Here is a 12,132-nt window from a genome sequence, read left to right on the forward strand (position 1 = left end):
ATGTCGGAGCGCCGTGCCATGGGTCGCCAATCATTGCTCACCACAGCCTTGCCCCTCGTGGTGGCTGGAGTTGTCTCTGCGGTCAGCGCCACCGGAGCGCAAGCTCAGCAGAGCTGCATTCTGACCGAGCCGGCGGTGAGCTCTGAGGTAACGGGCAGCGCATCATTCGGCTGCGGTGTCGCCAACATAGTCAGTGGGGATGACAGCATCGCCTTAGGCCGGCGCAATCGTGCCACCGGTGATCAAGCAACGGCGATCGGGAGCGGCAACGCGGCAACAGCAGACTTTGCGCAAGCCTTGGGATATGAAAACACCGCAAGTGGCCAATCCGCCGTGGCCATAGGCTCGTCAAATTATGCGACCGGCATGTACGCAACCGCTATTGGATCTCTGGCCGATGCAAACGGTCATTCGTCGATAGCCATCGGCCGTCAAGCCTTTGCCTGGGGCGATGGCGGGATCGCGCTGGGCTATCAGTCAATGGCTTTGCAGGCCGACTCCATCGCCTTTGGGTACTATTCGAGAGCACACCATGAGGCCATCGCTCTCGGAGCGCATTCCGAAGCCTCGGGTCCGGGGTCGCTTGCAATTGGCGCGTACGCGGTCGCCGCCGGCACGGAGTCAATTGCGCTGGGGTCCTACTCGGTCGCCCATCGAGACCGCGCCGTGTCGTTCGGACGGTCAGACCTGCTACGCAACCTAGCTTACATCGCCGATGCGATTGAAGACACCGACGCTGTCAACCTCAGGCAGATGCGCGAGCATAGTAACGAACTGGGTCGAGGCCTGTCTGCGTGGTTCGGCGGCTCGGCCGCCTATTCGGCCGGCCAGTTCACGGCGCCAGCCTTCACGGTCCAAGGTGGACAGTTCACCGACCTGACGAGCGCCTTTGCCGCCGTCGACACGGCCCTGGACAGCCTGCGCGCCATCTCCTCGACACCAGGGCCTCCTGGCCCCCAAGGGCCTCAGGGGCCCGCTGGCCCTCAAGGTCCCGGAGGGCAGCCGGGACCGGCCGGTCCTCAAGGGCCTGCTGGTCCCCCCGGGCCTCACGGCCCCTCAGGCGCCGGACAAGACTATGTGGACGAGGGCGACGCACGGACGCGTTCGCAGGCTGCCGAGTACGCCGACCAAGGTGATGCTCGCACGCTGCAGCTGGCGCAAACCCACGCCGACCGGGCAGATCAGGAGGTTCTCCATCAGGCCAAGGCGCACGCTGACGCCGGGAATCTGGCCACGATGGAAAGTTCTCAAGCCTATGCAGACGCCGGCGACGCCCGGACCTTGAGGGGTTCGATGAGCTACACGGATCAGCGTGTCGGCCAACTCGCGGACAGGATGGACCGCTTTCAGGCCGATGTGGGTCGTCGGTTCGACGACATGGACGCGAGGATCGACCGCCAAGGCGCGATGATGACGGCGATGGTCAACATGGCCGCCAATGTCTCGGGGCCGGCTGGGGAAGGTCGGGCGGCCGTTGGTTTGGGCTTTCAGAACGGCCAGGAGGCCGTCTCGGTGGGCTATGGGCGCCGCTTCCGCAACGGCGTTTCGGTCTCCGGAGGAGGATCATTTGGTCGAGGCGGCGAACGGTCCGCCGGCGTCGGAGTAGGTTTCAAGCTTTTCTAGGACGCGAACCGATCGCATTTCGCGGCCGTGAGGCCTCCCGCCAGTGCAGGCATGCGACCTGCTCCTTGCGCGCACCAGTCCGGGCGAGCCGGCGAATGATGATGACGGGCGAAAATATCGCCCGAATGTAGAGCTCGGCCCAGATATTGGCAGGACTCGAGCCGTTGACCAGTCCAGAAATTGACCAGGGGCAGTGTTAGTGACTGGGGTGACCTGCCTCGGGCTGGCTGCCGAGAGCGACCCGCATTGGCATGCGCCTGAGAGTATCCCTTGATCGCCGTGGAGTTCACTTAAAGACATTGGCAGCCTCCGCTTGTACGCGTCCGGAGTGGAACCGCTCGGGCGTGATTGTCCCGCGTCGCCACCCGCCACCACGATCATGGGGTATCTCCAGCATACTTGGGGAATGCAGGGGATACCCGAGCGTCAGTCCTTGATCTCGGCCGTGCACGGGCGATCGTCAGGGCCGTGTTCGCCATCGCAACGGCGGAGGGCGGCGAGCTCGTGCTGAGGCGTCTCGATCAGACGATTGCGGCCGTCTTCGCCGCGCACGAGCGTGAAGGCGTCGTACAGCCGGCCGGTGGCGGTGAAGGCTCTGAACAGCAGTCGATCGCCGTCGACGTCGATCAGCTGATAAAGCTCGGTGTTCTCGGCGGCGCGCACCGGTTGGGTGTCGGCGCGGTCGTTCAGGCCGTACATCTTGGAGCCGACGACCGACACGACGTAGACAGGTCCCTGGGGGCGGCCTGCATCGCTGGTGGCGTGCGAGGCGGCAGCCCCGGCGGGGTCGGACACGCGGGCGTAGCAGTGGTCATGGCCCTGGAGCACCAGGTCGATGTTGCGCGCATCAAAGATGGGCTTCCAGGCCGCCTTCAGCGCCTCTGTGTCGTTGGGCCGTGCGCAGGTGAACAGCGGCTGGTGGAACACCGCAATGTTCCAGTCCGCCGGGCTCTCGGCCAATACGCGGTCGAGCCAGTTTGTCTGGCTGTCGAGCGCGCCCAGATCCAGGGCGGCCGTACCGTCCAGGACGATGAAGCGCACGCCCTGATAATCGACGAAATAGGTGGTCGCCTCCGCGCCGGGCGCTCCATTGCCAGGCAAGGCGAACTGCAGCGGCCAGTGCGGGCCGAGACGGCGCGATTCCTCGCCGTCCGGCAGGATGTGGTCGACGTACTCGTGGTTTCCGGTCGCTGGGATCTGGGGCGTCATGGCGAAGGCGCGACCGCCGGCCTCGGTCCACTCACCCCATTCGTCATCGTGGACCTTGGTTTCGCGCTGAGCGACCAGGTCCCCGGCGTGAAGGACGACGGCGGCGGGGCCGGCTTCCTTGAAAGCCGAGCGGATGACGCGCGAGGCGACCGACAGGATGTCGTTTTGGGTGTCGCCCAGATAGATGATGCGGAACGGCTCCGCCTCGGCGGCCGCCGTTCGGAACGGCAGCCACTCGCTCCAGCCATCGGCGGCGCGCACGCGATACACATAGCGGGTCGCCGGTTTCAGGTTCTCGAAGCGCGCCTGATGATAGATCGCGTCGCCGTTCTCGTTGGCGATCGGCGCGCTGACGCCGTTCACGGTCACCGCCGCGTGGCCGAGCAGGGGGCCGTCGATCTCTTCCGCGATCTGGACCTCGGCCGACGTCTGACGCGTGTCGGTGCGCCAGGCGACGGCGGCGCCCGTGGCGGCGTCTGCTGCCGGAGACAGCACGATGCGGTCGGCCCACCCCTTCGCTGCATAGCGTCCATTCGGCGCGTGGGCGGGCGGCGGCGCTGGGTCGGGATCCGGCGGCGCTACGACCTGGGCCTGGGCTGATGTGGCCCACAGCGTCAGGGACGCCGCTGTAGCGGCCATCAGGACTGATGTCTTGCCGTGGCGTATGGACCTAGACGTCTCCGAGCCGACGCGCATCAGAAGTTCACCCGCGCGCCGACGAAGAACAGGCGACCGAAACGCTCCCGTTCGGTCGGCCGCGACCGCACGCCGGCGTATCGCACCCCTTCGGAGTCCGTCAGGTTCTTGGCTTCCAGATAGACGTTCACGTGCTCAGTGACATCGAAGTCGGCCGTGAAGTCCAGCTGCGAGCGCCCTTCCCAATAGATGTCCAGGCGGGGATCGCCATAGTTGAACTCCTGCAGGAAGTCGCTGCGATCGGTCCAGGCCAGGCGGGCGTTGAAGCGCGCGGTCTCATAGAAGGCCGACAGATTGACGGTGGTGTCCGACTGGTTCGGCAACGCCGCCTTGGTTCCCCGTCCCGGCCCGGCGAAGGGCAGGGTCATCTCGGCGTCGGTCCAGGTGTAGTTCGCGGCCACGCCGAAACCCGACAGCCAGCCCGGCAGGAAGGTGAACTGCTGCTGGTAGTTGAACTCGACGCCCCGGATGAAGCCGTCAGGGGCGTTCTCGGGCCGGGTGATGTCCGCCGCCAGCCCGGCGTAGGTTCCGCGTGAGGTCAGCTCGAACACATAGTCCTCGAGGTCCTTGTAGAAGACCCCGGCCGAGATCACGCCCAGCGGCTCATAGTAGTACTCGAGGCTGGCGTCGAAGTTGTTCGACAGGGTGGGCTTCAGGTCGGGGTTGCCAGCTGTCAGATCGATGACTTCGCCAGCCGTGCGATCGCCGCTCTCGCTGATGCGCGGGACGTTGTCGCGGTAGCGGGGTCGGGCGATGCCGCGCGTCAGCGCAACACGACCCACCAGATTGTCGCTAAAGGCGTACCGCAGGGTCGCGTTCGGGAAGACCTCGGTATAGCTGCGCGAGAAGCTGCTGACGGTGAAGTCCTCGGTGTCCTCGTTGAACACCGGCGCCGCGCCTTCAAAGTCCGTCCGCTCGACCCGCAGGCCCAGGATCAGGTTGGCCCGATCGAACTGGATCCTGGTCATGCCGTAGGCGGCGTAGATGTCTTCCTGAGCCGTGTAGTCAGTGGTGGTCGAGTTTGCGATGCGACGATAGGCCGGAGCCGCCGTCAGCGGGCCTTGGCTGCCGAAGTAATCCAGCACCAGGTCGGCGTCGTACTTGAAGCCGAGGTCATAGTCGAAGTTGCGTGACGGCGTGTCCGACAGCAGGTCGGCGAACCCCAGCGCCGGCCGGGCCGAGGCGTCGCGGTTTCGGAAGCTTTCCTCGTCGGACTCGATGTCGCGCTGGCGAAGGCGACCGCCGAACTTCCACTCAGCAGGCTGATTGAACAGGGTGGTCGGGATGCTGAGATTGATCTCCGCCGCCGTCTCGTCCTGGGTGGTGCTCTGCCAGCGATTGACGTGTTCGCGGAACGCGTAGTTGGCCGGGTTCAGGTGCTCCTGGCTGGTGAACAGCGACAGGTTCGGATTGTCGAAATCGCCCGAGAAGTCGTAACTGAGATCCGGCCGCGCCGTGGATCGGAACAGCAGTTGCTGGCGGTTCGGATAGGTCTGCTCGCCGCGCGCGAAGGACACGGTGTAGTCCAGCGTCATCGTGTTGATGTCGTGCTCGCCGCCGGCGCTGATCGCCAGGTTTTCGTCGCGCACGACGCGGTGACGGAACTCACGGGCGAAACGGCCGGCGGTGAAGCTCGCCGACTGTTCGGTTGCGCCGGGCTGGATCGTGCCGTCCTCGTACAGGATGGCCAGCAGGTTGCGGAACTCGTCGTCGGTGCGGCGCGCCCAGGTCCCGCGGACGAAGTAGCGGTTCAGCGCATCGGGCCGATACTCCAGCGCGCCGGTGAGGCTGAGGCGCTCGCGGCGGGTGTCGTAGTCCTTGAACTCCTGCACGGGCACGCCGAGGATGTCATTTTCATCGGCGTCCTCGATCAAATCCCAGGCGGACTCGATGTTGTCCACGCGACGGTCAGTCTTGGCGTAGCTGGCGGACACTACAGCGCCGAACTGACGATCCGGGCCAAAGGTGTCGGACGCCACGACCGAAGCGCGGCGATCGTTGGTCGAGCCCATCTCGTTGTAGCTGCCGCCGGCGTTGAGGCGGATGTTTCGGCCGCGGCTGTCGAAGGCGGAGCGCGTCACCAGATTGATCGAGCCGGCAATGGAATCCGCGTCCTGGCTGGGCAACAGGGTCTTGTTGATCTCAAGCGAGCTGACGACTTCGGAGGGCAGGGCGCCCAGATCCACCGCGCGGGTGTCCGGGCTGGTGCCGGGGATGGACACGCCGTCGACCGTGATCGAGGTGAAGGCGGCGGGCGAGCCGCGCAGGCTGACGAAGTTGCCTTCGCCCTGGTCCCGCTCGACGCCGATGCCCGGCACGCGCTGAAGCGCCTCGGCGATGTTGGAGTCAGGGAAGCGGCCGATCGAGTCCGAAGACACGACGTTGCTGGTGTTGTCGGCCGTGCGTTGCTGGTTAAGAGCGCGCGCAACGCCGTCGCTCAGCGATCCGACGACCACGATCTCAGCCACCTCGGTCACGTCCGACACAGTGATGTCTGCAACGGTGGCGACGCCGGCTGCGACGGTCACTTGGCGGCTCATTGTCGGATAGCCGAGGTAGTCGACCTCGACCGTATACTGTCCCGCCGGCATCGACGGCAGGATGTAGCGCCCCTGACGATCCGTCGAAGTCGCGAAGCCCAATTCGCGGATAACCACCCGTGCGCCGGGCAGCGACGCCCCAGACGCGTCTGACACGCGCCCGGTCAGAGTGTTCTGCACGGCGGCGGCGTCCCCGACGACATCCGCGAGAACCGGCGCGGCGGCGCCCAAAGCCGCGGCGATGATAAGCGCGCCGGCCGAGGCCTTGAGCGATAGACCCGCGCGTTCAGCGCCGACAGGCTTGATGATCATGTCGATGTTCCCCGAAGATTCGCGCTAGCGGCGCGGTCAGCGGGGTCGGTAGCGATGAGTTGTGACCCTTCGTCGTGACTTCTGTAACGCTGCAGCAATGATTGGACGAAGGCGTTGTGTCACTCGCCCGTTCCGAAAGTCGCCTGTTTGCAGATTTCGGCTTGTCCGCTCTGGCGCTTCCCTGACTCGGGGGCTTCGGCGGCGCTGCCGTCGTGTCCGATCGCCGCTACTTCAGCCCGTCACTGGCTAAAGTGTGCGCCACTACGGCGTTGGCGTGGCCATGACCAAGCCCGAGCTCGTTCTTAGAAGCGTGACGAGCTTCATATGCCTGGCGGGGCAACCGGCGCGTACTATCTGCGGCCAGTGAGCAATGAGCTCGCAAAACTTCTTCTCGATAGAGGTTGCGTGCTTCTCGGAAACGCCGAGCTATGGATCAGGCAACCAGGGCGTAGTTTGGTGAGCGGCGCAGCCGGCTGGCGTCCGTCAGCGGCGGCGCGCCGCAGAGCCGACGGTAATCGCGGCTGAACTGCGAGGGGCTCTCGTAGCCGACTGCGAAGCCGGCGCTTGCCGCGTCCATTCCCTCTATCACCATCATTCGGCGCGCCTCCTGCAGGCGGACCCGTGTGCGGTACTGCAGCGGGCTAAGCGTCGTGGCGGCCTTAAAGTGGCTGTGGAAGGACGACGGGCTCATGCCGGCGTCGGCCGCCAGGCGCTCGACTGTGAAGGGACGAGCGTAGTTGCGTCGCAGCCACGCGATGGCCCGGGCGACCTTGGCCAGGCGGCTCTCTGTCGCTGCGATGTGGCGGATCATCGGCGCCTGCGCCCCCGACAGAAGTCGGTAGAGGATCTCCCTCTCGGCGAGCGGCGCAAGCGCGGGCGCGTCCTCGGGCGCATCGAGCAGGCGCGCCAGCCGCACTGCCGCGTCCAGCAGGCCTGGCTCCATCTGACTGACCCCAAGCGCAGGTCCCGTGGGTTCCGGTACTGTTTCCGAAGATATCTGCAGCATCAGCTCGGTCAGCGCAGGCAGGTCGATGTCGAGCGCCAGGCAGAGGTAGGGTCGCTCCGGGCTGGCCTCCAGCACCGAGCCGACCAGGGGCAGGTCGACGGAGACCGTCAAATACTTCGCGGGGTCGTAGACGTAGCTGCGCCCGCCCACCTCCACCGCTTTGCGTCCTTGAGCGATGATGCACAGCGAAGGTTTATAGACAGCGGGTACAGCCTGGGTCGGCGTGCAGGATCGGATAAGGCTGAGCCGCGGCAGGACGCTGGCGTGCATCCCGTCCGCCGACGCATGGTTGGCGATGATTCCAGCGAGCTCTTCGATCTGGCGCATGGCTCACCCTGTCGCGGCTGTGCGCGCACAGCAAGGCTCGCAGTAGAATGTTGCAGGATCGTGCAAGAATGACGGAGGGCTGTGCTACCGCCCGCGTCGCAGCCCGGCGACAAGGCTCCAACGCCGGCGCTCTCCTGTGTCGGCCTCAATAGGGAGCAAATGCCATGTCCGACACTCAGAGCAAGGTTGTCGTCATCACCGGGGCAAGCAGCGGCATCGGCGAGGCCGTGGGCCGCGGCCTCGCCGCCGCCGGCATGAGGGTGGTCCTGGGCGCCCGCCGCACCGATCGGCTGCAGACCATCGTTGAAGAGATCCGCGCCGCCGGCGGCGAGGCTGAAGCACAGGCGCTCGATGTCGCCGATCGCGCCGCATTCGAAGCCATCGTCGCCTTCGCCGAGGCGAGGTTTGGCCGCGTGGACGTGCTCGTCAACAACGCCGGCGTCATGCCGCTGTCGCCGCTGGCGGCCCTGAAAACCGACGAGTGGGATCAGATGATCGACGTGAACATCCGTGGCGTCCTGAACGGCATCGGGGCGGTCCTGCCGCGATTCCAGGCCCAGGGCGCAGGCCACGTGATCAATGTGGCGTCGGTGGCCGCCTACGGCGTCTGGCCGACGACGGCCGTCTATTCGGCGACTAAGTCCGCGGTTTGGGACATGACCGAGGGCCTGCGTCAGGAGCATCCGGAAATCCGGACCACGATCGTCTCCCCCGGGGTCGTGGAAAGCGAACTCGCCGCGACCATCACCGACCCGGACACCGCGGCCTACATCCACGAAGCCCGCAAGGTCGCCCTCAAGGCCGACGCCATCGCTCAGGCCATCCGCTACGCCATCGAGCAACCCGCTGACGTGGCCGTAAACGAAATGGTCGTCCGCCCGATGGGTGGGGCGTTCTGAGCGTCGGGTCGGGGGTGCGCGGCTCAGGTCGCGTGCTCCCGAGCTTTGCAAGCCGGTCCGGCCTGCCCACCCTCACGAGAACAGGGGGAACGCTTACGGAAAGGCGCCGTTGGCGGACACAGGTCGTCCGTTCATCTACTGACCATCGCCAGAGCCTGAGGCGAGAGGCGTAGGTCATGGTCGGTCTCCTTTGGATCTTAGCGATCAGCGGGGCCGCAGGGTCGCGGCGATCCGTTCATTGGCGATCAAGGCGGCGACGCCTGTCAGGGCGCTTGCGATGGGGACGACAAGCAGGCCCAGCCCTAGGGTGTTCGCTAGGCCATCAGCCGCCGCCGCGTCGCTGACGGCCCCCACGATGACGGGACCAAGTGCTGGACCGACGAGGCCGGAGCCGATCATCATCAGGCTGGTGGCCAAGGCCTGTTTGCCGGGCCCCGCGACTAGGTGCGCCGCGCCGAAGGCCCAGGGCAGCAGCAGGGCGAACGAAAACATCGTCGGCACGAACAGTACGATCGACATCCAGCCGGTCGGCGCAAACAGGGCTGCGGCGGTCGTTACGGCTGAGATCAGGAACAGCCAACCCGGCGGGCCGATGATCCGGCCTCGCCCAGAGCGCACGGCCCGATCGAAGCCCCGCCCGCCCAAGAGTGCGCCGATCACCCCGAGCCCGCCTTGCAGCAGGCCGAAGGACAGGCCCACCTCGCCGGCCGTGAAGCCGTGGGTGCGGATCAGGAAGGGGGCGGAGAAGGCGTAGAAGGGCGCCGAGGCGAAGCCGATCATGAGGGCCGCCACAAACAGCCAGCGGAAGCCCGGCGCCGTCATCAGGCTCAGAGCATCTCGGACGAAGGGGGTTCGATCCGCCTCGGTGCGCGGCCGGGGCGGCGTGGGCCGGATGATCAGAGCGGCGAGCACGAAGGCGAGACCACCGAGGGCGCCGGCGCCGACGAGGGCCGTGCGCCAGCCCACGGTGTCGGCCATGGCGCCGCCGGCGGCGAAGCCGACCATGGTGCCCAGCGGGATGCCCATTGAAAACAGTCCGAGCGCCAGGCCGCGCCGTTCGGGCCGGACCTGACGCGCGATCAGGGCATGCCCCGCCGGCATGCCGCCCGCCTCGCCGAACGCCACGCCGAACCGGGTCAGGGCCAAGACGAGGAAGCTTGCTGCCAGCCCGCCCAAGGCAGTCATGGCGCTCCAGACCAGAAGACACCCCAGCAGCACCAGCCGCGGCGACCCGCGGTCGGCCATCCGCGCCAGCGGCAGCGACAGCAGGGTGTAACAGACTGCGAAGGCCGCTCCGGTCAACAGGCCGATCTGGGTGTCGCTGAGCCCCACGTCGGTTTTGATCGCCTCGGCGAGGATGAAGGGCAGGATGCGGTCGATCTGGCTTATGGCGCTGATCAGCAGCAAAGCCGCCAGCAGCGCCCAGAGCCTCCATCCGCTGACATAGGCGGGCGCGGGGATGTCGACTGCGGTCATCGGCCGGCCTCGAAATGCACGCCGGTGAGGGCCTCTGATATATCCCACAGTCGTCGGCAGGCGGCCTCGTCAAAGGCCGGAGCCGGAACACGGGCCTCCGCAGGGAACCCGCTCAGCTCCGCCCGGCCGTCGGGGCCATAGTACACCCCGCCCTGCGCCTGCGGCGCCGTCGCGGCGAACAGGGCAGGCAGGGCGCCTTGCGGCACCGGCTGGAACAGGAACCACAGCAGGCCGCGCATCATGCGCCGAACACCGCTGGCGCCGCCCGGCGTGTTGTAGAGCAGCCCCGTGCGGGAGATGCCGGGATGGACCGGGATGCTGGTCAGACCCCAGCCCTCGGCCAGGCTGCGACGCTGTAGCTCCAGCCCGAACATCAGGCACGCCAGCTTGGATTGGGAATAGGCGGGCATGGGCCGATAGTCGGTCTGTTGCAGGTCGGCGAAATCGATCTTGCCGCCCCGCGCCGCGATGCTGGACAGGGTCACAACTCGCGCCTGTTCTGCGTTGACCAGCAACGGCAGCAGCAGGCCGGTCAGGGCGAAATGCGCCAGGTGATTGGTGCCGAACTGGAGCTCGAAGCCGTCGGTGGTTTCCATCCGGCGCGGCGGCGTCATGACTCCGGCATTGTTGACCAACAGGTGGAGCACTTCGGTCTGGTCGCGCAGCCGGGCGGCCAAGGCGGAAACCGAGGCCAGGCTGCCGAGATCCACCGCCTCGAACCGCAGGATTGCGTTCGGAATCTCGGCCCTGATCCTGGCGAGCGCCTCGGCCCCGGTCTCTGGGTTCCGGCTGGCCACGATCACCTGGGCTCCGGCGCGGGCCAGTTCCCGGGCGGTCTCGAAGCCCAGTCCGGCCGAGCCGGTGACGAGGGCGGTTTTGCCGGTCTGGGGCGGTATGTCTGAGGCGGTCCATCGGGTCATGGCGGAGCTCCGTCTGAGGGGAATTTCGAGGACCTCAGGGTGAGCCGCATCCCGGAAAAGCGAATGTCGGATGCGCCGCGTTTCTTGCCCAAAACTCCAGCCCGCCTTGTGGGGCCGAGCTCAAGGGCTTAGCCCTTGCAGTCATGGAATGGAGGGTTCGATGACCAGCCGACTGACCGACGCCATCTCAGGAATCCTCGACCGTCATGGGATCGAGAACGGCGCACTGGAAACCGCGGTGCCGGGACTGCGGCTGATCCGGACCTATGGCGTCGTACCGCCGCGGCACATGACCTACCGCCCGTCTCTATGCCTAATCGCCCAGGCGGCCAAACGGGTGATGGTCGGCGACAGCACCCTGACCTACGGCCACATGCAGTCGCTGGTGATCACGGTCGAGGTCCCGGTTCTCAGCGAGATCATCGACGCAACGCCGGAGAAGCCGTTCATCGGTGCGACTTTGGCGCTCGACCCCGACATCATCCTCGACGTCGTCACCCGCATGGACAGGGCGAAGCTGCCGGGCGGCCCCGCAGGCTTGGGCCTCGTGGTCGAGGAGGTGGACGAGCGGATCGCAGCCGCCATGATCCGCCTGATCGAACTGGTGGAGCAACCCGAAGCGGTCGAGATCCTCCATCCCGGCGTCATGCGCGAGATCACCTATTGGCTGATGACCGGCCGGGCTGCGGCGAACGTCACCCGCATGGTTCTGCCAGATGGTCCGCCCCAGCGCATCGCCGTGGCCATCCACCATCTGCGCGACCATTTCGACGCGCCGCTCAGCGTTGGCGACCTGGCGAATCTCGCCGGCATGAGCCCGTCAGCCTTTCATCAGCATTTCAAGGCTCTGACGTCGATGTCCCCGCTTCAGTATCAGAAGCACCTGCGTCTTCTGGATGCGCGGAGGCGCATGCTGACCGAAGGAGAACGCGCGGGCTCGGCGGCCTTTTCGGTTGGGTATGAGAGCGTTTCCCAATTCAGCCGTGAGTACGCCCGCATGTTCGGCGATCCGCCCCATCGTGAGACGAAGCGGGCGCGGATGAAGCTGTCAGGTGCTCGTTCTGGCTCGATAGCGGTCGCTGAGGTGATCTAGAAGCGCGGCAGGCATCCGAATGTCCGGTATC

Annotated in this window: 8 protein-coding genes; 3 read left to right on the top strand and 5 right to left on the bottom strand. The window is 66.4% G+C overall.

Annotated features, from left to right (window positions below; translation table 11 throughout):
• The first annotated feature begins 18 nt into the window (after window positions 1-18).
• Window positions 19-1,623, top strand: coding sequence for a YadA-like family protein (locus E4M01_RS06370; RefSeq protein WP_167765237.1), 1,605 nt, complete (start codon window positions 19-21; stop codon window positions 1,621-1,623).
• A 426-nt stretch (window positions 1,624-2,049) separates the two neighbouring features.
• On the opposite strand, the gene E4M01_RS06375 is transcribed toward E4M01_RS06370, so the two are convergent.
• The 3 genes from E4M01_RS06375 to E4M01_RS06390 form a co-directional block, all read right to left on the bottom strand.
• Window positions 2,050-3,471, bottom strand: a complete 1,422-nt coding sequence (locus E4M01_RS06375; protein ID WP_135061696.1) for a metallophosphoesterase family protein — start codon at window positions 3,469-3,471, stop codon at window positions 2,050-2,052.
• Window positions 3,472-3,527: 56 nt separating this feature from the next.
• On the bottom strand, window positions 3,528-6,380 hold the full coding sequence (locus tag E4M01_RS06380) for a TonB-dependent receptor (RefSeq protein ID WP_135061695.1): 2,853 nt from the start codon (window positions 6,378-6,380) through the stop codon (window positions 3,528-3,530).
• Window positions 6,381-6,813: 433 nt separating this feature from the next.
• Complete coding sequence (locus tag E4M01_RS06390) at window positions 6,814-7,713, bottom strand: AraC family transcriptional regulator (protein WP_135061694.1); 900 nt, start codon at window positions 7,711-7,713, stop codon at window positions 6,814-6,816.
• A gap of 164 nt (window positions 7,714-7,877) precedes the next feature.
• Here E4M01_RS06390 and E4M01_RS06395 point away from each other — a divergent pair, with 164 nt between their 5' ends.
• Window positions 7,878-8,612, top strand: coding sequence for an SDR family oxidoreductase (locus E4M01_RS06395; protein WP_135061693.1), 735 nt, complete (start codon window positions 7,878-7,880; stop codon window positions 8,610-8,612).
• A gap of 204 nt (window positions 8,613-8,816) precedes the next feature.
• Here the strand turns inward: E4M01_RS06395 and E4M01_RS06400 are convergent, their stop codons facing one another.
• Together E4M01_RS06400 and E4M01_RS06405 are read right to left on the bottom strand one after the other, a co-directional pair.
• A complete protein-coding gene (locus E4M01_RS06400) occupies window positions 8,817-10,088 on the bottom strand; it encodes an MFS transporter (protein ID WP_135061692.1) in 1,272 nt (423 codons plus the stop codon).
• Window positions 10,085-11,008, bottom strand: a complete 924-nt coding sequence (locus E4M01_RS06405; protein ID WP_135061691.1) for an SDR family oxidoreductase — start codon at window positions 11,006-11,008, stop codon at window positions 10,085-10,087. The genes E4M01_RS06400 and E4M01_RS06405 overlap by 4 nt, the downstream gene beginning before the upstream one ends.
• Window positions 11,009-11,168: 160 nt before the next feature.
• Here E4M01_RS06405 and E4M01_RS06410 point away from each other — a divergent pair, with 160 nt between their 5' ends.
• A complete protein-coding gene (locus E4M01_RS06410) occupies window positions 11,169-12,101 on the top strand; it encodes an AraC family transcriptional regulator (RefSeq protein ID WP_167765235.1) in 933 nt (310 codons plus the stop codon).
• Window positions 12,102-12,132: the final 31 nt, after the last annotated feature.

The sequence above is a fragment of the Brevundimonas sp. MF30-B genome (assembly GCF_004683885.1).
GTDB lineage: Bacteria > Pseudomonadota > Alphaproteobacteria > Caulobacterales > Caulobacteraceae > Brevundimonas.

Coding starts and splice junctions, on each gene's coding strand:
- E4M01_RS06370 (WP_167765237.1), top strand. CDS start 19: ATGGGTCGCCAATCATTGCTCACCACAGCCTTGCCCCTCGTGGTGGCT.
- E4M01_RS06375 (WP_135061696.1), bottom strand. CDS start 3,471: ATGGCCGCTACAGCGGCGTCCCTGACGCTGTGGGCCACATCAGCCCAG.
- E4M01_RS06380 (WP_135061695.1), bottom strand. CDS start 6,380: ATGATCATCAAGCCTGTCGGCGCTGAACGCGCGGGTCTATCGCTCAAG.
- E4M01_RS06390 (WP_135061694.1), bottom strand. CDS start 7,713: ATGCGCCAGATCGAAGAGCTCGCTGGAATCATCGCCAACCATGCGTCG.
- E4M01_RS06395 (WP_135061693.1), top strand. CDS start 7,878: ATGTCCGACACTCAGAGCAAGGTTGTCGTCATCACCGGGGCAAGCAGC.
- E4M01_RS06400 (WP_135061692.1), bottom strand. CDS start 10,088: ATGACCGCAGTCGACATCCCCGCGCCCGCCTATGTCAGCGGATGGAGG.
- E4M01_RS06405 (WP_135061691.1), bottom strand. CDS start 11,008: ATGACCCGATGGACCGCCTCAGACATACCGCCCCAGACCGGCAAAACC.
- E4M01_RS06410 (WP_167765235.1), top strand. CDS start 11,169: ATGACCAGCCGACTGACCGACGCCATCTCAGGAATCCTCGACCGTCAT.